The 21,476-nt window shown below is 62.3% G+C and carries 23 protein-coding genes; 13 read left to right on the forward strand and 10 right to left on the reverse strand.

Annotated elements, in window-relative coordinates:
- The first annotated feature begins 25 nt into the window (after positions 1 to 25).
- Together JOD97_RS17930 and JOD97_RS17935 are read left to right on the forward strand one after the other, a co-directional pair.
- On the forward strand, positions 26 to 403 hold the full coding sequence (locus JOD97_RS17930) for a DUF4902 domain-containing protein (protein WP_255585612.1): 378 nt from the start codon (positions 26 to 28) through the stop codon (positions 401 to 403).
- Between the two features lie 77 nt (positions 404 to 480).
- Positions 481 to 855, forward strand: a complete 375-nt coding sequence (locus tag JOD97_RS17935; RefSeq protein ID WP_209720976.1) for a DUF4902 domain-containing protein — start codon at positions 481 to 483, stop codon at positions 853 to 855.
- 33 nt (positions 856 to 888) lie between these two features.
- Here the strand turns inward: JOD97_RS17935 and JOD97_RS17940 are convergent, their stop codons facing one another.
- Positions 889 to 1,674, reverse strand: coding sequence for a hypothetical protein (locus JOD97_RS17940; protein ID WP_209720978.1), 786 nt, complete (start codon positions 1,672 to 1,674; stop codon positions 889 to 891).
- Positions 1,675 to 1,760: 86 nt separating this feature from the next.
- Positions 1,761 to 2,756: an alpha/beta fold hydrolase gene (locus JOD97_RS17945; RefSeq protein ID WP_209720980.1), complete on the reverse strand. Its 996-nt coding sequence runs from the start codon at positions 2,754 to 2,756 to the stop codon at positions 1,761 to 1,763.
- Between the two features lie 296 nt (positions 2,757 to 3,052).
- Between JOD97_RS17945 and JOD97_RS17950 the strand changes: the two genes are divergently transcribed.
- Positions 3,053 to 6,049, forward strand: a complete 2,997-nt coding sequence (locus JOD97_RS17950) for a sensor histidine kinase (protein ID WP_209720982.1) — start codon at positions 3,053 to 3,055, stop codon at positions 6,047 to 6,049.
- Positions 6,050 to 6,101: 52 nt separating this feature from the next.
- Here JOD97_RS17950 and JOD97_RS17955 read toward each other — a convergent pair whose 3' ends face one another.
- Positions 6,102 to 6,737, reverse strand: a complete 636-nt coding sequence (locus JOD97_RS17955) for a response regulator transcription factor (RefSeq protein WP_209720984.1) — start codon at positions 6,735 to 6,737, stop codon at positions 6,102 to 6,104.
- Between the two features lie 144 nt (positions 6,738 to 6,881).
- Between JOD97_RS17955 and JOD97_RS17960 the strand changes: the two genes are divergently transcribed.
- The 4 genes from JOD97_RS17960 to wrbA are packed head-to-tail and all read left to right on the forward strand — an operon-like array spanning position 6,882 to position 10,488.
- Positions 6,882 to 8,273: an ester cyclase gene (locus JOD97_RS17960; RefSeq protein ID WP_209720986.1), complete on the forward strand. Its 1,392-nt coding sequence runs from the start codon at positions 6,882 to 6,884 to the stop codon at positions 8,271 to 8,273.
- Positions 8,274 to 8,286: 13 nt separating this feature from the next.
- Entirely contained in the window at positions 8,287 to 9,057 is a 771-nt protein-coding gene (locus JOD97_RS17965; protein ID WP_209720988.1) for an SDR family NAD(P)-dependent oxidoreductase, read from the forward strand.
- Positions 9,058 to 9,081: 24 nt separating this feature from the next.
- A complete protein-coding gene (locus JOD97_RS17970) occupies positions 9,082 to 9,852 on the forward strand; it encodes an SDR family oxidoreductase (RefSeq protein WP_229264548.1) in 771 nt (256 codons plus the stop codon).
- A gap of 36 nt (positions 9,853 to 9,888) precedes the next feature.
- Positions 9,889 to 10,488 carry an NAD(P)H:quinone oxidoreductase gene (wrbA, locus tag JOD97_RS17975; protein WP_209720991.1) on the forward strand — a complete coding sequence of 200 codons (600 nt, stop codon included), beginning with the start codon at positions 9,889 to 9,891 and terminating at the stop codon, positions 10,486 to 10,488.
- Here wrbA and JOD97_RS17980 read toward each other — a convergent pair.
- The 5 genes from JOD97_RS17980 to JOD97_RS18000 all read right to left on the reverse strand — a co-directional run bounded on the left by JOD97_RS17980 (position 10,485) and on the right by JOD97_RS18000 (position 14,615).
- Complete coding sequence (locus JOD97_RS17980) at positions 10,485 to 11,441, reverse strand: LysR family transcriptional regulator (RefSeq protein ID WP_209720994.1); 957 nt, start codon at positions 11,439 to 11,441, stop codon at positions 10,485 to 10,487. The two genes, wrbA and JOD97_RS17980, sit on opposite strands and share 4 nt — an antisense overlap.
- Before the next feature lie 84 nt (positions 11,442 to 11,525).
- Positions 11,526 to 12,272 (reverse strand): SDR family oxidoreductase, encoded by a 747-nt coding sequence (locus JOD97_RS17985; protein WP_209720997.1) that lies wholly within the window; start codon positions 12,270 to 12,272, stop codon positions 11,526 to 11,528.
- Between the two features lie 133 nt (positions 12,273 to 12,405).
- On the reverse strand, positions 12,406 to 13,260 hold the full coding sequence (locus JOD97_RS17990; protein WP_209721000.1) for a helix-turn-helix domain-containing protein: 855 nt from the start codon (positions 13,258 to 13,260) through the stop codon (positions 12,406 to 12,408).
- 58 nt (positions 13,261 to 13,318) lie between these two features.
- Positions 13,319 to 13,732: a DoxX family protein gene (locus JOD97_RS17995; protein WP_209721003.1), complete on the reverse strand. Its 414-nt coding sequence runs from the start codon at positions 13,730 to 13,732 to the stop codon at positions 13,319 to 13,321.
- A 61-nt stretch (positions 13,733 to 13,793) separates the two neighbouring features.
- Positions 13,794 to 14,615 (reverse strand): pirin family protein, encoded by an 822-nt coding sequence (locus tag JOD97_RS18000; protein WP_209721006.1) that lies wholly within the window; start codon positions 14,613 to 14,615, stop codon positions 13,794 to 13,796.
- Positions 14,616 to 14,717: 102 nt separating this feature from the next.
- On the opposite strand from JOD97_RS18000, the gene JOD97_RS18005 reads away from it, so the two are divergent.
- Positions 14,718 to 15,614: a LysR family transcriptional regulator gene (locus tag JOD97_RS18005; RefSeq protein WP_209721009.1), complete on the forward strand. Its 897-nt coding sequence runs from the start codon at positions 14,718 to 14,720 to the stop codon at positions 15,612 to 15,614.
- On the opposite strand, the gene JOD97_RS18010 is transcribed toward JOD97_RS18005, so the two are convergent.
- On the reverse strand, positions 15,611 to 16,348 hold the full coding sequence (locus tag JOD97_RS18010) for an SDR family oxidoreductase (RefSeq protein WP_209721012.1): 738 nt from the start codon (positions 16,346 to 16,348) through the stop codon (positions 15,611 to 15,613). The two genes, JOD97_RS18005 and JOD97_RS18010, sit on opposite strands and share 4 nt — an antisense overlap.
- Before the next feature lie 120 nt (positions 16,349 to 16,468).
- On the opposite strand from JOD97_RS18010, the gene JOD97_RS18015 reads away from it, so the two are divergent.
- Positions 16,469 to 17,395 (forward strand): AraC family transcriptional regulator, encoded by a 927-nt coding sequence (locus JOD97_RS18015; protein WP_209721015.1) that lies wholly within the window; start codon positions 16,469 to 16,471, stop codon positions 17,393 to 17,395.
- Positions 17,396 to 17,427: 32 nt separating this feature from the next.
- Here JOD97_RS18015 and JOD97_RS18020 read toward each other — a convergent pair whose 3' ends face one another.
- Positions 17,428 to 18,423, reverse strand: a complete 996-nt coding sequence (locus tag JOD97_RS18020; protein ID WP_209721020.1) for an alpha/beta fold hydrolase — start codon at positions 18,421 to 18,423, stop codon at positions 17,428 to 17,430.
- Positions 18,424 to 18,770: 347 nt separating this feature from the next.
- Between JOD97_RS18020 and JOD97_RS18025 the strand changes: the two genes are divergently transcribed.
- The 4 genes from JOD97_RS18025 (at position 18,771) to JOD97_RS18040 (ending at position 21,471) form a co-directional block, all read left to right on the forward strand.
- A complete protein-coding gene (locus JOD97_RS18025; protein ID WP_209721023.1) occupies positions 18,771 to 19,280 on the forward strand; it encodes a hypothetical protein in 510 nt (169 codons plus the stop codon).
- Between the two features lie 150 nt (positions 19,281 to 19,430).
- The gene (locus JOD97_RS18030; RefSeq protein ID WP_209721026.1) at positions 19,431 to 20,348 is read left to right on the forward strand and encodes a LysR family transcriptional regulator; all 918 of its coding nucleotides are present in this window, start codon (positions 19,431 to 19,433) and stop codon (positions 20,346 to 20,348) included.
- A gap of 130 nt (positions 20,349 to 20,478) precedes the next feature.
- Positions 20,479 to 20,679, forward strand: coding sequence for a hypothetical protein (locus JOD97_RS18035; protein WP_209721028.1), 201 nt, complete (start codon positions 20,479 to 20,481; stop codon positions 20,677 to 20,679).
- A gap of 24 nt (positions 20,680 to 20,703) precedes the next feature.
- A complete protein-coding gene (locus tag JOD97_RS18040) occupies positions 20,704 to 21,471 on the forward strand; it encodes a GIN domain-containing protein (RefSeq protein WP_209721031.1) in 768 nt (255 codons plus the stop codon).
- The last annotated feature ends 5 nt before the right edge of the window (positions 21,472 to 21,476 follow it).

Here is a 21,476-nt window from a genome sequence, read left to right on the forward strand (position 1 = left end):
CGTATCGGACAGAAAGCGCATCGTCATGTGTGATACAGGCTACATTCGCATGTCCTACGCCCAGTTGCAGCGCGTCCGGCTGGTCCACCTGGTGTCCGGGGTGGACCAGGACGAGCCGGCCGACGGCGCCGGCCACGCCACCAGCACCGCCATCGGCGGCTACACCGAATGGGTCAGCCAGGGCGGCCTGATGATCACCGTCGGCTGGGATTGGCAAATGCTGCCCCAGCGCGGATGCGCGTTGGCGCGCGCCAGCCCGCCGTCGAGCAACCTGATGCTGCAAGACCCCGCCGGGGACGACCTCGGGCCCCGCAAGACGGCGCTGTTGCTGGAAACTTTTATCGATAACTTCAGTTGGCAACCAGAAGCGCTACAATATATAAGCATTCGCTACAGCAATTAACTGATCGATTGTGCCTCCGCCGGCCGCCCGCTCCGTCATGGACCGGCGGCTGTTCGCCATGTGCCGCCGGTAACCATATGCCATCGATTTCCGCCGACTCCTATATCCGACTATCGCTCGAGCAATTGCAGGCCGTGCGCCTGGAGCATCTGATCTCCGACCTCGACGCCGACCGTCCGTCCGCCGGCGGCGAGGCCACCGCCATCAGCGGCTACACCGAGTGGGCCAGCGCCGGGGCGCCGCGCGTCTCGCTCGGCTGGGACTGGGAACTGGCGCCGCACGACGGCGCCCTGCGCCGCCTCGGACTTCCGCGCGGCAACGTCATGCTGGTCGACGCCACCGGCGCCGACCTCGGACCGGCGGCCACGCACGCCGCGCTGGCGCGCCTGGTCGACCGCATGGACTGGCAACGCACCGCCTGGGACGACGTCAGCGCCCGCCATCCGGCCTGAGCCGGCCACACCCGGATGTTCGCCGGGCGGGGTTCATTTCGGCGGCGGGTAGTTTTTGAGCAATTCGACCAGCTTGCGCGCCGCGTTCCCGCCCCACCAGTTCCACACCGACTCGACCTGCGCGCCATGGCCCGCGAAGTAGGCGTTGCTGGCCGATAGCCACAAGGTCGAGGTCCGCATCGGCGTGGCCAGCCGCGTCAGCGCGTCGCCGTGGCGCGCGGCGACGGTGGCATCCATCACGTCGACGTTGGCGATCGAAATGGCGAAGCCGTCGGCGCGCCCCATCGCCACCTTGTCCATATTGCTGTAGGCGTCCGGCGCGCCGTCGTCGACCTTGTAGCCCTCATCGCGCAATTGCTCGCCCAGCGGCGAGCCCTGGTTGGTCGCCAGCGTGCGGTGCTTGAAGTGGTGGCGCGGGTTGGTGTCGGCAGGCAGGCCGTCGGCGGCGCGCGCATAGACGACCGCGGTGACGCGCATGCCGCGCCGCGTGTCGGGCCGGCCCGCTTTCATGGGCAGGGCGGAGTACGGTTGCTCGCCGTCGCGCAGATCGACGGGCGCCAGGTCGACGGCGCCGCTGATGAGCGCAAGCTTGATCCTGGCCGCCGGCAGGCGGACCAGCTGCGCCGTGCAGCCGACACTGCGCACGGCCTCCCGCAGCAAGTCGACGCCGGCGCCGGCCACCGCGGGCACCGCCGCGCCGTTACCGAAGTAATAAGGCGGGCGCTCGCGATCGGGATAGGCGACGCGGATCACGCATTCGCGGGCATATGTCTGTCCACAAAGCAGCAGCAGGGTAGCGGCGAACGCGATGACCTTCATGCACAACTCCGGTTGACTAGGCCGAGTATAGCGTCACCGCGCGGACTTCGATCATTCGAAGCCCGCCCTACTCCGATTTGCAACAATCAGGATTTGGCGAACGCCAGGAAATCGGCGTTGAACTTGTCCTTGTGGGTGTCGGTCAGGCCGTGCGGCGCGCCCGGGTAGACGATCAGCTTGGCGCCTTTGACGAGCGCCGCCGAAGCCCGGCCCGCCGCGTCGATCGGCACGATCTGGTCGTCGTCGCCGTGGATGACCAGGGTCGGCTTGTCGAATTTTTTCAGGTCGTCACGGAAGTCGGTCTCCGAGAACGCCTTGATCGAATCGTAGGTGTTCTTGTGGCCGGCCTGCATGCCCTGCGCGGTCCACGAGTTGATCAATCCCTGCGAGACCTTGGCGCCCGGACGGTTGAAGCCGAAGAACGGACCCGAGGCGATGTCGATATACAGCTGGGCGCGGTTGGCGACCGAGCCGGCGCGGATGCCGTCGAACACTTCGATCGGCAGGCCGCCCGGGTTGGTGGCGGTCTTGAGCATCAGCGGCGGCACCGCCGAGATCAGGCCCAGCTTGGCGACGCGCTTGGTGCCGTGGCGGCCGACGTAACGCGCCACCTCGCCGCCGCCGGTCGAGAAGCCGGCCAGGATGATGTTGTGCAAGTCCAGCTTTTCGATCAGCTGCGCCAGGTCGTCGGCGTAGTGGTCCATGTCGTTGCCGTCCCAAGGCTGGCTCGAGCGGCCATGGCCGCGACGGTCGTGGGTGATGACGCGGAAGCCGTTGTTGGCCAGGTGGAAGGCGGCCGATTCCCAGCTGTCGGCGTTCAGCGGCCAGCCGTGGCTGAGCACGACCGGTTGGCCGCTGCGCGGACCCCAATCCTTGTAGTAGATCTCGACGCCGTCGCGGGTGGTGAAGGTGCTGGCCGAATGGGCGGCCGGGCCGCCGGCCTTGGCGACGGGAGCGGCTTCGGCGGCGCCACCCAGCGCGGCCAGCGGCACGGCGATGGCGGCGGCGGCGGCGCCGGCGCTGTTGAACAGGGCGCTGCGGCGGGAGAGGCTGACTGCTGGGTTTTGGATGTCTTTGCTCATGATCTGGCTCCTTGGGTTATGTAGTTTACGATTTGGTCGCTCACTATGCTTTTGCTGCTTGCTTTGCTAGTGAACCGCCGATGTAGAGAATATACATCGTACACTATTTGATCGCAAGCTATTTTTGCCGATATTTTTGAACCGCCCGCAGGAGGCTCCCTGTTAATTCCAGGCAGGGCCGTCCTGCGGCCGTTCCGTCAAGACCATGTCGCAGCGTATGACCAAGTGGCGATATTGGAGGGATTGAGTTAGGTATTCGTTGGTTTACAATAAATGGCTCGTTTCCATGAGGCTGCATGTTCACCAATTCTTTCACGCGTTTTTTCTTCACGATCATCGTCTTGAGTGCTGTCTGTGTCCCCTGCCGGAGTGACGCGATAACACTGGATCAATTCCAGCACCAGAGCTGGCGCGCTCGAGAGGGTGCGCCAGCCGAAATCACCGCGCTCGCGCAGACAAAAGACGGTTACCTCTGGTTGGGGACCAGTTCCGGATTACACCGTTTCGACGGCGTTCGATTTGAGTCGTTAGAACAGGCTATGAACATCTCGCTGCTGTCCGACGATGTTTGCGCCCTGCTCGCCAGCAGTGATGGTGGACTTTGGGTAGGTTACCGGTTTGGCGGAGTCAGTTATATCCGTGCAGGCAAGATCACCCATTATCAAAGAAATCGAAAAGACGGCAATTTATTCCCTGGTAACGGCTCGACCAGAGCGATCGTCGAGGACCGGGACGGCGTGATTTGGGCGACCGCCAGCATGCTGAGCGTTTTCAGGAATGGCAAGTGGGAAGCTGCTGACAAGACCCTTCCTCGAAGCAATACCTCAGGACTGCTAGTCGACCGGGATGGGGGCATCTGGGCAGGCTTAGGCGATGGAGTGTATTGGAAGAAGCGCGGAGCCCCGGCATTTCAAAAAGTGAGCGACCGCGCGGCGCTAACTTTCTTTGCGCAGGCGCCCGACGGCATGGTTTGGGCGCTCACTTACAAAGCCGGCTTCGCGAGATTTGACCCTGTTAGCGGAAAGCAGCTAAATCCTCCCCGAGGTGTCGAAAACCTACTTACCGGTGGCAAAATCATCTTTGATCAAGAAGGGAATTTGTGGTCTGCAAGCTTGGAGGCTGCGGTTTATCGGCTGTCCCATAACGCGGTAGTTGGTGGAATAGCCCACACGGCTGCGGACTCAGGTCTGGAATCAATGACGCAACCCGATGGTCTGTCCGGGGGCGTCGCGGGCGCAGTCTTGCAAGACCGGGAGGGAACCATTTGGGTAGGCACCAGCGGTGGACTTGATCAATTCCGCGTCGGTCGGGTGAAGCGACTCCAGTTGCCCGACGGCAAACGTGCGGTTTCTCTCGCATTAGCACCTGATGCGAACGGAAGAATATGGTTGGCCGATTCGGCTACCGGGTTGTACTCCGCTGATGAGAGTATTCAATCGGTGGACCGTACGCTGACAACGGTGACGATGGCGTATCGCGCACCGTCGGGGAGGCTTTGGCTGGGTAACGAAAAAGCACTGTGGGTACGCGAGCAGGGAAAATTGAACCGCATCAGTTGGCCGATACAATCTCCCCGGATAACTCCGCAAGCGGCGGTGGAGGACGGGGATGGCGGGCTCTGGATATCTTTTGCGTTTGACGGTGTTTATCGACTATACAAGGGTGTTTGGGAAGAAAAAACGTCTATTTTCGATGGCGGAAACACGACTGCTTTTACCTTGGCTCGCGACTTGGCTGGTGCTGTGTGGATCGGGTATGGAAACGACACGGTATATCGCATTCAAAATGGGAAACGTGAAAAATTCGATGCTGCATCGCTTGAATTGGGTAAGGTGCTCACGTTACTGCCTTCGCAAAACGAGCTTTGGTTAGGCGGCAGTAATGCGGTGATGCACTACGATGGCAAGATGTTTCGACGAATGTATGGCCGAGGTGGCCATGCGTTTAAAGGCGTTTCGGGCATCATCGTCACCGCAAGCGGTGACTTGTGGCTCAACGCTGACGAAGGCATTGTGCACGTGACAGCTGCCGCACTGTCAAGCTGGCGGTCCGATCCTGGCGCCGCAGTGTCCTATGAGGTACTGGATGCGCTGGACGGAGTCGTGGGCAAGCCAGCACACGCAAGACCATTGCCCACAGCTGTCGAGGCAGATGATGGTCGATTGTGGTTCACCACTGGCGAGCATGTGATGGTCGTCGATCCTGCCGAAAAGCTGTCGAACCTCTTACCTCCCCCCGTAAGCATCACGCACGTGGCTATCGACGGCGTGATCACGCGAAGTGAAAAACCAATTGAAATGCCTTCGCAGGCACAGCGCATCGACATCAGCTTCGCGGGATTGAGCCTGGCCATCCCTGAACGCAATCGTTACCGGTATCGGCTCTCCGCCGGCATCGACAAAAACTGGACGACCATCGTTTCCCGACAAAGTATTTCATATACAAATTTGCCTCCCGGCGATTATTTATTTGAAGTTATGGCATCAAATAATGACGGTATGTGGAGCGATTCCCCCGCTCAATTGCGTTTCACAGTGCGCCCAGCGTATTACCAAACCTGGTGGTTTCGTGGCACGTTGCTGCTGCTGTTGTGTCTTGGACTGTGGCTGGCGCATCATATACGCATGCAAGCGCTGACACGCCGCATCTCGGCGCGGCTGCAATCCCAACAAATGGAACGTGTGCGAATTGCGCGCGAGTTGCACGACACCCTGTTACAGGGGGTGGGAAGTCTGTCATTGATGGTGCACACCGCGATCAACAAGGTGGATCGTGAACATCCGGTAGTGCCATACCTGGCGAACGGTTTAAAACAGGCCGAAACCGTAATAGCCGAAGGCCGGGAGCGTGTAGCCCGGCTGCGCGTGAATGTCGAAGCTGGCGAAGCGCTGATTGATGAATTGGGGATCCTCGGATTGGAGCTAACCGACGGTAGTCAAACGCGGTTTGCATTGATGGTGCCAGGGAAGGCGCGATCGGTGGAAACCCAGGTGGCGGAAGAGTGTCGTGGCATCGCGCGCGAAGCTATCTGGAATGCGGTCCAGCACGCGCACGCCTCCACCATTACTTTGATTGTGGACTTTGGGCGCCGCAACCTTGCGGTGCACGTGCGCGACGATGGCCGCGGGATATCGCCTGAGGTGCTCGCGGCCGGCGGCTGTGAAGGTCATTGGGGGCTTCCGGGGATGCGCGAGCGCGCAGAGCGTATCGGTGGCAGGCTGGAGGTTCAGGTGCAGAATGGAACCGGTGTTTCGCTGCGGGTGCCGGCGCGTCTCGCCTACAAGCGAAGCTGAGTTGAGCAAGCCGGCAACTCGTAGCAACATGGGCGATGCGTGATGGGTACGGCTAGTCTGTCAAAATTCCTCTGCGCTGTGCGATCTGGACCGCCAAGATGCGGTCGGTGACGCGCAGCTTGGAAAGAATGTTGGCGACGTGACTCTTTGCTGTCTCCATCGTGATTCCCAGTCGCGCGCCAATTTTCGTATTGCTGTGACCGTCGGCGACAAGCTTGAGAACCGCCAGCTCTCGTTCCGTCAATTCACAGTCTCCGACATATTCGGCCAGCCTAGTTGCGACCTCGACCGGGATGTGGCGTCGCCCATCGTGGACCGCACGGATCGCATGCGCGATGTCGTATCCAATCATCGACTTCAGCAAATAGCCCAAAGCTCCTGCTTTGAAGGCTTTCATGACCTGCGCATCGCCATCAAACGTCGACAGGATAAGCGTTCTAGTCTTGGGAGAAATACGCCTAATTTCTCCCATCAGTTCAATCCCCGACATATCAGGTAGAAAGAGGTCCAGCACCGCCACGTCCGGCTTCCAACCGTCTTCCAGCAGCGCCAGGGCGCTCTTGCCGTCGAGCGCGCGTCCACCCACCTTGAAGCCTGGTTGCGCCGCGGCCATAGAGCAAATGCCTTCCAACATCAGCGGATGATCGTCTACAGCCAGAATGGAAATGCTGGGGGTGGATGGGTTCATCCATTCAGCATAACAAAATATCAATCTGAAAATCAAGGACGGCATTGTCCTCACCAGGGGAACAGTGTATCCCCCGGTCGGGCGTTTACCCGCGATGACCGCGCACCTACCATGAAGCTCTCAACGAACCGATCAGGAGCTGTCATGAACAAGCGAGTGCGTATCTACCAACCCGGACCGGCCACCGCCATGGTCTACGAAGACCTCCCCGCGCTGGCCACGCCAGCGGCCGGCGAAGTCCGCCTGCGCCACGAAGCCATAGGCGTCAATTTTGTCGACACGATGTTCCGTTCCGGCGCGTTCCGTGCGCAACTTCCGCTGGACATGGGGGTGGAAGCCGCGGGCGTTATCGAACAGGTCGGGCCGGGCGTCACCGGTTTCACGGTGGGCGACCGCGTGGCCTACTTCTTCGCGTTCGGCGCCTACGCCGACGAGCGTCTGATCGAAGCCAAGCACCTGATCAAGCTGCCGCGCCACATTTCGTCGGACACCGCGGCAGCGACGTTCACCAAAGGGCTGACCGCGTGGATGATGCTGTACGGCGCCCACCAACTGCACCCGGGCGAAGTGGTGCTGGTCCACGGGGCCGCCGGCGGCGTTGGTTCCATCGTGGCACGCTGGGCCAAGGCACTCGGCGCCACGGTGATTGCTACCGTGGGATCTGCCTCAAAAGCGGCGACCGTTAAAGATTATGGCATCGAACACGTGCTCGACGCGAACGATCCTGAATTGGCCAAGCGCGTTCTCGCTTTGACCGAGGGCCGCGGCGTCGACGTGGTGTACGAACTGATCGGCAAGCAGACTTTCGCCCAATCGTTGGCCGCCCTCAGCGCCGGCGGCGATCTGATCCATGTCGGCAATGCCTCCGGCGCTCCGCATGTCGACCAGTCCTTGATTGCCGAGCGCCGTCTCCGCTACGTGCAGCCGAGCACCGGACAATATGTGGGGGAACGCGCAGCGCTGGAGCGTGCCAGCGCGGATCTGTTCCGGGCAATCGAGCAAGGCATCTTTGGCCAGGAGGCGCCCGTGGTTTATCCCCTGGAGGAGGCCGCCCGCGCGCACCAGGATTTGGCCGATCGCAAGATTCTCGGCGCCGCCATCCTCCGCCCGCACCAACCGACCCCCAGCGATATCGCCAAATCGGTCGTGCGCCGCAATACCGACGAAGTGCAGGGCGGCGGCAATTTCGCGTTGTTCGATCAGCTGTTCGCCGACGACTTCGTCGATCACACGCCACAACCGAACTGCACGCCGGACAAGGCCGGCGCGCGCGCGCTGTACCAAAAGCTGCGTGAAGCTTTTCCTGATTTCCACGCCGTGATCCATTGGCAGACCGCCGATGGCGACCGGGTGACGACTTACAAGACCTACCACGGCACCCACCAGGGTGATTTCCTCGGCGTCGCTGCCACCGGACGCAAGATCCACTTCGATACCGTGGACGTCATGCGCGTGCGGAACGGCCGGATCGCCGAGCACTGGGGCGTGGCGCACCTCTATTCGTTGATGCAACAACTGGGCGCTATCGCGCAATAAGACGGAGCCTGACATGGAAAACGACTTCAACAACAAAGTGGTGCTGGTAACGGGCGCCGGTTCCGGCATCGGACGGGAAGCAGCCCGGCTGTTCGCGGCCAGGGGCGCGCTGGTCTACGCCGCCGATCTGAACCCGAATGGGCTGGACGGCACCCGGCAAGTCATCGAAGCGGCCGGCGGCCAGGTACGCCTGGCGCGCCTGAATGTGGCGCAGGAAGCGGAGGTGGCGTCTTTGCTACAGCGTATCGACAGCGAGGTGGGGCGGCTTGATGCGGCGCTGAATAACGCCGGCATCACCGGCGGCGCGCACCGCATCGAGGACTACCCGTCGGGCGATTTCGACCAAGTGATCGCGGTGAACCTCCGTAGCGTGTTCCTTGGCATGAAGTACCAGCTGCCGCTGATCAAGCGCACTGGCGGCACCATCGTCAACACCGCATCGGTGGCTGCCGTCACCGGCCCTGGCGGCATGAGCGCCTACGCCGCTTCCAAGCACGGGGTGTTGGGACTGACGCGCGTGGCCGCCATGGAAAATGCCGCGCATGGCGTGCGCGTGAACGCCATCGCGCCGGGTTGGACCGAGACGCCGATGGTGGTGGCCAACAGCGCGCAAAACCCGGCCTTTGCGGAGCTGGCGAAAAAGAGCATTCCGGCAAAGCGCGGCGCCCATCCCGCCGAAATTGCCGAGACGGCGGTGTGGTTGTCGTCGGGGGCCGCGAGCTATCTGCATGGCCAGATGCTGGTGATCGATGGCGGCATGACGATAGGCGGTTTTGAACTGTAGTCCAACCCTTTACAGGAGAGCATCATGAGTAATTTGCTGAGCAACAAAATCGTGATCGTCACCGGCGCCGCCAGCGGAATCGGCCGCGCGATTGCCATTTCGGCGGCCAAACATGGCGCGCGCGCCGTCATCGTGTCGGACATTACCGAAGAACCACGCGAAGGCGGCGCGCCGACCACCGCTGAAATCGCCGAGCTGGGCGTGATCGCCCGTTTCGTCAAAGCAGACGTCAGCAAGCGCGCCGAGGTCGATGCCCTGGTCGCGGCTGCAGCGGAGTTCGGCGGCGTCGATGTCATGGTGGCCAATGCCGGCATCACGCTGCGGGCCGATGGCGCCGATGTCGATGAAGAACAGTATCGCCGTCTGATGGCCATCAACCTGGACGGTACGCTGTTCAGTGCGCAGGCGGCGGCGAAGCAGATGCAGGCGGGCAAGAAACAGGGCAGCATCGTCCTCATGGCCAGCATGGGCGGTATCGCCGGCGCCGGCATGACGGTGGCTTACTCGACCAGCAAAGGCGGCGTGGTCTTGATGGCCAAGGCGCTTGCCGATGCGCTCGGCCCCGATGGCATCCGGGTCAACGCGGTCGCGCCCGGCACGATCGACACCCACCTGTTGCGCAACAGTCCCGGCATTGCCGAAGCGGCGGAAGGCTTCCGCCAGCGGACGCCGCTGCGCCGCCTGGGCAAACCGTCGGAAATCGGCGATGCGGTGGTGTGGTTGGGATCGGATATGTCCAGCTACGTCACCGGCATTGCATTGCTGGTGGACGGTGGCCTGCTGTCCGTGATTTAAAAAGTTTTTTCGCGTTGTTAATTTTTGGAGAAATTCATGTCTAAAGTTTTGGTTCTGTATTATTCCTCGTATGGTCACATCGAAGCCATGGCCGAAGCGGTGGCCAGTGGCGCGCGCAGCACGGGCGCTACCGTCGACGTCAAGCGCGTCCCCGAAACCGTGCCGGAGGACATCGCCAAAGGCGCGCACTTCAAGCTGCAACAGGGCGCCCCCGTCGCCAAGGTGGAAGACCTGGCCAATTACGACGCGATTATTGTCGGCGCGCCGACGCGCTTCGGCCGCATGCCATCGCAAATGGCGGCCTTCCTCGACCAGGCGGGCGGCTTGTGGGCGCGTGGCGCATTGAACGGCAAAGTCGGTGCGGCCTTCACCTCGACTGCCACCCAGCACGGCGGCCAGGAGGCGACGTTGTTCTCCATCATCACCAACCTGCTGCATTTCGGCATGACCATTGTCGGCCTGCCGTATAGCTACGCGGGCCAGATGTCGATTGACGAGGTGGTGGGCGGCAGTCCATACGGCGCGACCACCATCGCTGGCGGCCAGGGCCAGCGCCAACCGAGCGAAATCGATCTGGGCGGTGCGCGCCACCAAGGTGAACTGGTCGCCAAAACCGCCAACAAGCTGTTCGACTAATCCCGACCGGCATCCCCGTGCCCCAGCGCAAGGCTGGCGCGCGGGGGCAGGATATGCGGATTGTTTTGGCTCAGTTCCATCATCCAGTCCACAAAAACCCGGGTGCGGGTGTTCATGTGGCGGTTGGCGGGATACACCACATGCAACGGCACCGCCGGTGGCGACCAATCAGGCAGCAACGGCGTCAGTTCACCGCTATCGATCCGCGGCTGCAGCATGAAGGCGGGACCGGCAACGATGCCAAGGCCGGCCAGGGCGGCGGCCAATAGCGCGTTGCTCTCGTTGACCGAGATAAAATAACTTCCCTTGACGCTGACACGCTCGCCCTGCGATGCCAACAGGAGCGGCAATTGCCGTGTCGAGCCGGCATAGAAGTAGCGTACCATGCTGTGCCCGTCCTCCAGGTCATCGGGATGCGAGGGCGTCGGATGGCCGGCAAGGTAGCCGGGCGCCGCGCACAGCACAAACTTCAAGTCGCCAAGGTGGCGCGCGATCAGCGACGGGTCCTTGATCTCGCCGGCGCGAATCACACAGTCGATCCGGTCGCTCACCAGGTCCAGCGGCCGGTCGCTGACGCCGACGTCCAGTTGCATGTCGGGATAACGGCGGCGAAAATCCGCCAGCTTGGGTATCACCAGTTGCGATGCCATGCTGGCGCCCATGTCGACGCGCAGGCGGCCATGCGGCTTCTTTTGACCGCTCGACAATTCAGACTCCACCTCGTGCCATTCCTCGAGCAAGTTCGCCATGCGGTCGAAATACAGCGCGCCATCGTTGGTGGTCGACACTTTCCGGGTGGTCCGGTGCAGCAACTTGACGCGCAAGTGCGCTTCCAGCCACTGCACCAGCTTGGTGACGGTATTGCGCGGCAGTTCCAGCGAGTCGGCCGCTTTGGCAAAGCTGCCTGTTTCGACGACTCGGACAAAAGTGCGTACAGCAGTGAAATAATCCACGATAGTGATTTCCAGGTTCGCTCAACAGCAGCGGTCAAAAATTTCAATGCTGGCCGGGCATACCGCCCGGCCAGTATCAGGTGCTTACCACGGCTGCCCGCTAGGCATGATAAAGAGCTCTGCCACGTCCACATGATCCGGCGCTTGCAGCGCGTAGAGGATGGAATCGGCGATGTCTTCCGACTTCAGGAATTTCATCTGTTCTTTAAGCTGCTCCATCTGCGCGCGGTAATTCTCGTCGGTGATGTGCTCGAACAACTCGCTTTCCACCGCACCGGGCTGCAGCGAGGTGACACGGATATTGTATTTCGGCGCGAGCTCCATGCGCAAAATATCCGAGAAGGCGGCGACCGCATGTTTCGTCGCGCAATACACGCCCAGGCCGGGGAAAGTCTTGCGGCCAGCAATCGACGAAGTATTGATCATGTGGCCGGACTTTTGCTCTTGCATGATCGGCAGCACGGCGGCGACGGTATTGAACAAGCCTTTCACGTTGACGTCCACCATCCGGTGCCATTCTTCCAGCTTGAGGCTGGCGATGTCCGAAATCGGCATCAGGCCCGCGTTATTAAAGGCGATATCGATACGGCCGTAAGTCTCGTGCAGCGTGGCGACGCCTTCGGACACGGCAGCCTGGTCGGTCACATCCATTGGCAGCGCCATGGCGTCGCCGCCGGCCGCCGTGATTTCCGAAACCAGCGCCTGCAGCCGATCCAGGCGGCGCGCCGCGAGGCCGACTTTGACGCCGTGGGCGGCCAACTTTTTCGCGGTGGCGGCGCCAATGCCGCTCGACGCGCCGGTCACCAGGGCTACTTTACCGTTGAGTTCCATGATAGTTCCTTTCGAGAGTGAGTGTCAGCGCTTCAAAACGAATTGCCTGAAGCACGGATTCATGATGCCGCCGCGCGGCCTGGGCGTCGCGTGGCGGCTTGCTCGAACTATCGCGATTTTGCTGTGCGTGCCGTCAGCGGTATGTCGACGGCGATACGCCGGTATGTTTGCGAAACACGGCGGCGAAGTGGCTGGGGCTGCCGTAACCGACGGCGAGGGCGATCTGGATAATCGGATCGCCGGTTTCCGACAGCAGGCGGCGCGCCTCTTCCATGCGCATCCGGATGAAATAATGGGAAGGCGACAGCCCGGTGGATTGCTTAAAGACGCGGCTGAAATGAAACTCGCTCAGCTCGGCGAGGGCCGCCATCCGGGCGAGCTCAAATGGCTGGGCGAGCTGGGCGCGCATCGCGTTGAACACGCGGTGCAATTTATACGCTTGCAGGCCGCCGCGCTGGCGTTCCGCATCGATGCGGTAGGTGCGGGCCAGGTGTACCGCCAGCGCCTGCGCGATACCCTGGATGAACGGCCGGCTCGGCGAATGCTGGCCGGTCAGCTCGGCGTGGATATGGTTGAGCAGTGACGACAGCGTTTCGTCGCGTTCGCCGGACACCTCGCGCAGCGCGATATTGCGCATCATGGCGACACCGATATAGACGTGCATGACAGTAAATGGCGAGCCGGGCTCGGCATGCCATCTCATTTCGGTGGGGGAGGTGGCGGTGGTCAGAAAGAAATCGCCGGCGGTGACGCGGTTGGCCAACCATTCCCCGCCAGGAGGGCGCTCTTCCACCACCGCGACGCCTGACAATATCCAGACGATGAGTGGCTCCGGCACCGCCGGGATGATGATGTTGTCCTGTATCTGGCGACGTGCCAGGACTTGAACGAATACATCCCCGGAAGACTGCGCACGATGTTCTGTGAGCAGCTCGCCGGGGATGTATTCTTCGAACGCCTCGGCGGATGTACGCGGAGTGGAGTTCATTGTCACCTTCAGTTATCCCAATTTCACTAGATTACCAGCTGGCAGGCTCCCCCTGATTTCAGGCCAGCTTACGAACGACGTTGGCACGATTATCGATACTGAAAGCGCCGGCACCGAATGCAACGACTTGCAGCAGGCCGCCCGCCATGGCGATGTTTTTCAGCAGGTGGATCAGCTGGTTCTGATCGCCGATGGCGTTATGGAAGGCCAGGCCGGTGACGATCGAGAAGCCGGCCAGCAAGGCGGCGACCAACCGGGTTTGGATGCCCAGTGCCAGCATCAGTCCGCCCCCCAGTTCCACGGCGATCGCCCCTGCCAGTGCCAGCGGCGCAAACGGCAGGCCGGAAGATGCGATGTAGCCTATCGTGGCGGCAGGCGCCATCAATTTGCCGATGCCGCTGAAGATGAAAATGGTGGCCAGCAGGATACGGCCAATGGCTGGAACGACGGTGTTGGTGTTGGTGGTGTTCATGGTGATTCCTTTCGATTTGAGTGGTTTAAAAACTTCGTAAAAACAGCGCTTGCTCGCTTGCTTACATCAGATTGGCGGCACGTAATTGGCTGCCGATGCGGCGGATCTCCCGCTCGCCTTGTTCGAGTGCGGCCGCGCTGGTGTGGACGGAGTAGTAGCCTGTGACCAGCTCGTACGGGTGTTTGGCCGCGGAGCCCAGCACGAACTCGGCCGGTCCTTGGGCGACAAAATCGAGGGCGCCGCCACCTTCCGCAAAGATCGCCACTTCGCGCTGCAGCGTCGTGTCGCTGGTCTGCAAGGCGCCGCTGGCGACCGCCACCCAGCTGACGTCGTGCCCGTCGGGCGGCGTATAAGTCCAGCGCTCGCCATCGCGCAGCTTCACGTGCAGGTAATTGATCGGCGCACGGGGGCGGATCGGGCTGCCGACGCCGCCGTAGCTGCCGATAATGACCCGTGCCGGACCGAAAGCTGGCACGTTGGCCGGCGCCACGTACTGGCTGCTTGCCGGGCCATTCTCGTCTTCCGCCGGCAGGGCCAGCCACAGCTGGAAGCCGGTGACGTGCCGGCCCGGCGCCGCGCCGCCTTCGTGCCAGACGCCGCCGCCAGCGCTCATCCATTCGACGCCACCAGTGGGCAATTGACCTTGGTGGCCGGTGGTTTCCCGGTATTCCAGCGCCCCATCCATCACGACGGTGACGGTGGCGATGCCCGAGTGCGGGTGCATCCCCATCTTGCTGGCTGGCGTCTCCAGGTGGAACAGGTCGAGGAAGACGAAAGGCTTGATCAGTTGGCCGAGATCGCCAGGGCTGACAAGGCGATTCACGCCGCCACGAGTAGTGCCTGTGCTGCGATAAACGATATTGCGTTGTTCCGTTGCTTGCATGATGTTGGCTCCGTTGTTTAAGTGCATGAGTGAATCTTATTGGCCAAGGAGCCATCTGAATAGCCTATATAATTGGATGGCTTATATCTAATGGAGCGATACATGCTTGACGGGATGTCGATGGACCAACTGCGCACGTTTATTGCCGCCGCCGATGAGGGCAGCTTTTCCGCCGCTGGACGCAAGCTGCGGCGCGCCCAATCGGTGGTGAGCGCGACGCTCGCGAACCTGGAGGCGCAGGTGGGCTTTCCCTTGTTCGAGCGCACCGGCCGCTATCCGCAATTGACGGAGGCGGGCCGCGCGCTGTTGGAGCAGGCCCGGTTCGCCGCCGCCGGCATGGACGCTTTCAAGGCCAGGGCGCGTACCCTGGCCGAAGGGCTGGAGCCCGAACTGGTGGTGGCGGTCGATGTCATGTTCCCCATCGACGACTTGACCGCCGCGGTGCAGGCGTTTCAGCAGCAGTTCCCCACTACCCCGTTGCGCTTGTACGTGGAGGCGCTGGGCGCGGTGCTCCAGCCTTTGCTGTCGGGAGATTGCCGGGTGGCGATCATCGGCTCGCTGCCGGAAATTCCCGCCGGATGTGCGTCAGAATTCCTGCTCAGCGTGGGCGCCGCCGCGGTGGTGGCGCCCGGCCACCCCCTGGCCGCGATGACGGGACCGATACGGCGTTCGGTCGCTGCCGAATATGTCCAACTGGTGTTGGCCGATCGCTCCTCGCTGACGGCGGGCCGCAACTTCGGCGTCATGTCGGCCAAGACCTGGCGGCTGGGCGACATGGGCGCAAAACATGCGTTCTTGCGCGCCGGCTTGGGTTGGGGTTATATGCCCTTGCCGATGATCGAGGAAGATCTGCGCAACGGCAAGCTGGTCGTGCTGGACCTGGAGGTTCAGCCCAACGTCGGGCCGGGGTTCTCCATGCATGCCGTGCATTTGATGGAGCATCCCCCCGGCCCGGCCGGCCGCTGGTTCGTCGACCGGTTGAAGGCGCAAGCGACTTAATACGGACTGGCGGTCGGACGCACGATGATCTCGCTGACATCGACATCGGCCGGCTGCTGGATGGCGAACTCGATGGCGCGCGCGATGGCGTCCGGCTTGATGGAGATCTGGCGGAAGCTGCGCATCTCCTCGCGGCCTGCCGGGTCGGAAATCGATTCGGCCAGTTCGGATTCGACGACACCGGGCGACACCAGCGTTACGCGGATGTCGGCGCCCACTTCCTGGCGCAAGCCTTCGGTGATCGCGGCCACGGCGAACTTCGTGGCGCAGTAGACCGCGGCCGTGGGACTGACGGTATAGGCGCCTATCGATGCCATGTTGATGATCTGGCCGCTACGCTGCGCCTGCATCAAAGGCAGCGCCGCGGCGATGCCGTGCAGTACGCCGCGAATATTCACATCGATCATCTGGTTCCATTCAGCGACCTTGAGCGCTTCCAGCTTGGACAGCGGCATCACACCGGCGTTGTTGATCAGGACGTCCACCCGGCCATGTTTTTCGACCGCGAAGCCGACGAATTCTCTCATGCTGTCTTCGCTTGTGACGTCGAGCGGAAATACCGACGCCGATCCCCCTTCGGCGTTGATGGCGGCGGCCAACCGCTCCAGGCGGTCGGTGCGGCGCGCGCCGAGCACCACATGCATTTGCCGCGCGAGGTGCTGTGCGGTGGCTTCGCCGATGCCGCTGCTTGCGCCGGTGATCAGGACGACTTTTTTGCTGTTTTCGTTGCTCATTGCTTGGCTCCTTCACTAAGTTGAACTGCGATGTAGCCAGTATGCGGCTCGAGCGAAATGCACGAAATATCGGATAATATTGCCGCATTGCCTGATCCTCTAAATCGACGCTCAACGCTCATGAACAACGAACATCAACACCGCTTGGTTGCTTTGTTAAACAAATTGGCGCCTTTCGAGGGATACACGCTGTCCGCGTTGGAGGGGGTGCGGTTCATGCGCGCCAACTGCCCGTTGCCGCGCATTCCAGTGATGTACGAGCCGTCTATCGTCATCGTGTGCCAGGGACGCAAGCGCGGCTATCTGGCGGACGAATCGTATGTCTACGACGCCAACCACTATCTGGTGCTGTCGGTGCCATTGCCGTTTGAATCTGAAACCGAGGCGAGCGAACAAGAGCCGATGCTGGCGGTGGCGCTGCGTATCGACTTGCAGGTCGCGGCGGACCTGGTGCTGGCGTTGGGGAAATCACGCAAGGACAAGATGTCGGCCCCGGCGGGTATCTACTCGACTCCGATGAGTGATGACATGAGCGACGCGCTGCTACGCTTGTTGACTGCGTTGACAGTGCCGGACGACGCCGCGATCCTGGGGCCCGCGATCGTCAAGGAACTGCTGTACCGGGTGTTAACGGGACCGCAGGGTGGAGCGGTCCTGGCATCATTGACGCAGCAAAGCCAGTTCGGAAAAATCGGCAAAGCGCTGCGCAAAATTCACGAGCATTACAACCGCGAGATCGATGTGGGTACGCTGGCAAGCGAAGCTGGAATGAGCGTGGCGGCGTTTCATGCCAATTTCAAGGCGGTGACCAATACCACGCCGATACAATATTTGAAGAGCACCAGGCTGCATAAGGCGCGCCTGCTGATGGTCCAGGATGGGGTGAGCGCGGCGACCGCTTCAAATATGGTGGGCTACGAGAGCAATTCGCAGTTTAGCCGCGAGTTCAAGCGCTTCTTCGGCCGCACGCCCCTGCAAGAGGCGGTTGAAATGAAGAGCGCTCTGATGCTGATGCAAGCAGAGCGCCCCGCCGATTACGCCATGTAGCCCAAATCAACGGCGCTGGTCGCCATGCGTCATCAGGATTTGGCGAACGCCAGGAAATCGGCGTTGAACTTGTCCTTGTGGGTGTCGGTCAGGCCGTGCGGCGCGCCCGGGTAAACGATCAGCTTGGCGCCTTTGACGATGGCCGCCGAGGCCCGGCCCGCCGCGTCGATCGGCACGATCTGGTCGTCGTCGCCGTGGATGACCAGGGTCGGCTTGTCGAACTTTTTCAGGTCGTCGCGGAAGTCGGTCTCCGAGAACGCCTTGATCGAGTCGTAGGTGTTCTTGTGGCCGGCCTGCATGCCCTGCGCGGTCCACGAGTTGATCAATCCCTGCGACACCTTGGCGCCCGGACGGTTGAAGCCGAAGAACGGACCCGAGGCGATGTCGATATACAGCTGCGCGCGGTTGGCGACCGAGCCGGCGCGGATGCCGTCGAACACTTCGATCGGCAGGCCGCCCGGGTTGGTGGCGGTCTTGAGCATCAGCGGCGGCACCGCCGAGATCAGGCCCAGCTTGGCGACGCGCTTGGTGCCGTGGCGGCCGACGTAACGCGCCACCTCGCCGCCGCCGGTCGAGAAGCCGGCCAGGATGATGTTGTGCAAGTCCAGCTTTTCGATCAGCTGCGCCAGGTCGTCGGCGTAGTGGTCCATGTCGTTGCCGTCCCAAGGCTGGCTCGACCGGCCGTGGCCGCGACGGTCATGGGTGATGACGCGGAAGCCGTTGTTGGCCAGGTGGAAGGCGGCCGATTCCCAGCTGTCGGCGTTCAGCGGCCAGCCGTGGCTGAGCACGACCGGTTGGCCGCTGCGCGGACCCCAATCCTTGTAGTAGATCTCGACGCCGTCGCGGGTGGTGAAGGTGCTGGCCGAGTGGGCGGCCGGGCCGCCGGCCTTGGCGACGGGAGCGGCTTCGGCGGCGCCGCCCAGCGCGGCCAGCGGCACGGCGATGGCTGCGGCAGCGGCGCCGGCGCTGTTGAACAGGGCACTGCGGCGGGACAGGTTGACGGCGGTGTTTTGAGCGGCGTTGTTCATGATGATCTTCCTCTTAGTTGATGTATGGGCATCCGGACTGGCTTCTGTGCAAGCCGGCGTTGCGATGGGTTGAATCTTAGGCGCGCCATCGCTTTTGCGGAACAGACAGCCTTGCAAGGTGACTTTGCAAAAATGCGGCGGCGTGTCACAAAACACCCGTCACTCCGCCAAAATTGCTGATTAAATTTTAGGCACACCCCGTGATATTCAACAAACCGCCCGCGAGCCAGCGACCTAGACTGACTACAGAACGTGCAAGTCACCGACCGCATTTCACCGTGTCGTCAAGCGTTCCGATCAGCGATAGGCAAGCTATCCACGCAAACTTTTTATTCAGGAGCAATATCATGAATGCGATTAAGCAATGGGGCACAAAGGTGGCGGTCTGCGGCATGCTCATGGGCACGATAGGAGCGGCGTATGCCGCCAACCCGCACTTTGTCGGCAGGGTAACCGCAACCATCGATAACACGACCGGCACGGCGCAGCTCTGCTTCAAGGTGGCGGGCCTGGGCAATAATGAAAGCATCAATATTTCCGCCTCCGCCACCGCCTCGGCGACCTATGTCTGCAGAAACGCGGGCGGAAATTGTCCCAACGCCGCGAATAAAAAAACGGTCACCGGTCCGGTCACCGCGACGCAACAATTTACTTCGGACCAAAACGGCCAAGTGGAAGCGTGCATCACACTGACTCCGCCAAGCGCGGGCGGCTTTACCTGCCCAGGCAACCAGCAAGTCGTGTTGTCGAGCGTCAGCTATAACGGGTTGAAAGTCACCGTCGGTGATAACGGCCCCAGCGCGACGGCCACCCCGTCGATGCTGTCGATCGACCGCGGCGCATGCCCCGCCCCGTAAGCTTGCGCGCGACAGGACGAGGATGGCGCGGCGGCGGTCCGCGCCATCCTTCTCCCTTTTAGTTGATGTAGAGATATATCCGGCTGTGCTACGATCCTCCGCGAGTGTGGCCGCGCGTTGGCGGACAGCGCCACGAAAACGGATATAAAGATGCCAATTGGTAATGACTTCGACTGGAACGACATCCCGCTGATCCTGGCGCTGGCCCGCGGCGGCAGCATGAGCGCCACCGGCCGCCAGCTGGGCGTGGACGCGTCGACCATCAGCCGCCGCATCGCCGCCGCCGAGAAGGCCCTCAAACTGCGCCTGTTCATCCGCGACAACACCGGCTACCAGCTGACCGACGCCGGCCGCGTGTTCGTCCAGCACGGCGAAGCCGTCTACGGCAACGTCCAGAGCATGTTGCAGGCGTCGTCGCAAGAGGCCGACGCGACGGCCGGCCCGGTCAACATCACGTCCATCGATTTCCTGTTCGACTATTGGCTGCTCGACCATGTGCCGGGGCTGCACGCGCAGCATCCGCACCTGCAGCTGACCTTGCAGGCGGAAAACCAGAACCTGTCGTTCACCCGCCGCGAGGCCGATTTCGCGCTGCGCATGGGAAAACCCGGCGCGGACGCGGCGCTGGTGATGCGCAAGCTGGGCGACCTGGGCTTCGCCGTCTATGGCCACGCCCGCTTCGCCGACACGCCGCGCGCCTGCTGGGGCACGCAGCCGTGGATCGCCTACGACGACGCGCTGGCCGGCACCGGCGAAATGCAATGGCTGGCGGCGATGGCGCCGCAGCCGCGCCGCGTGCTCAAGGTCAACAGCCTGAGCACGATGGTGCGCGCCTGCCGCGCCGGCGTCGGCATGGCGCTGCTGCCGTGCATCATGGGCGAACCGGAGGGCCTGCGGCGCATCGGCGCCGGCGTCGAGCTGCAGCGCGACATCTGGCTGCTGAGCCATCGCGACGCCGGCTCGATCGCCCGCTTCAAGGCCGTCTCCGCCTGGCTGACGCAGCTCTACGCCAGCAACCAGGACTTGCTGTGCGGGGCCGCCCTCGGCCCCCAATTACTACCCGCCTAAGCGCGATACCGCCGCTAAAACGCAGTCTGGCCCCTGTTTTTTGCAGTTCGTCACATCCGGGTGGATGTACGGATGGCCCTTGTCTATAGTTCACTCAACGCAACGAACTATTCAACCCAAGGAGCTCAAAATGAACATCGCAAAAAACATGGAAGCCATCTTCGTCGCCGCCGTCGTCATCGCCGGCGCCACCAGCTTCGCCACCGCCGCCGTGCCGGCCACGCGCGCCGCCGCGCCAGCCGCCGTCGTCGCGAAAGCCGACACCGGCGCCATGCAAGTGGTGACGATCACCGCCAAGCGCCTGACCGCCGCCGAAAAAGCCGCGCTGTAAATCCCGACGACGACGGAGCGCATCATGAAAAAATATCTGAAGGCCGCGATGCTGGCCACGGTGTTGTGCAGCGGCGCCGGCGCCGCGCTGGCCGCGGACGTCATCAGCGAGAGCCGCGGTGTCGATGCGCGCGCCGTCAACGTCGATCTCGATGGCGTCATCAGCCTGAAGATCAAACAGGGCGCGGTCGCCTCGCTGACGCTGTACGGCGAGCCGGAGGCGCTGAAAAAAGTCACGGTGAGCCAGAGCGGCGACACGCTGCGCATCGGCACCGTCAAGAGCAACAACATCAGCATCGGCGGCAAGCAGGATCTGCGCGCCGAACTGACCTTGCCGAACCTGCGCGCACTGGTCTCGGGCGGCGTGGGTGCCACCGAAGTGACGGGGTTCAGCGGCGACAGCCTGCGCCTGGCGCTCGAAGGCGCCGGCGCGGTCAAGGTCAACGCGCAATACCGCAATGTCGACGTCAAGCTGGGCGGAGTGGGCGGCATGACCGTCAACACCGGCAGCAGCGACAACGTCGAACTGCATCTTAACGGTGCTGGCCGCATAGAGATGATCGGCCAGACCAAGCAATTGAACGCCAGCCTCGGTGGCGTCGGCAGCCTCGATGCGCAGCAGCTGCGCGCCGAATCGGTGGACGTCAACATGACGGGCCTCGGCAGCGCCTCGGTCTACGCCAGGAACACCGCCAACCTCACCTTGACCGGGCTCGGTTCGGCCACCGTGTATGGCAACCCGGTCAACCGCAAGTCCAGCGCGCGCGGCCTGGGCGGGGTGAGCTGGCAGTAAGCGGC

Origin of the sequence: Duganella sp. 1411 (genome assembly GCF_017833525.1) — a bacterium.
Taxonomy (GTDB): Bacteria; Pseudomonadota; Gammaproteobacteria; order Burkholderiales; family Burkholderiaceae_D; genus Rugamonas.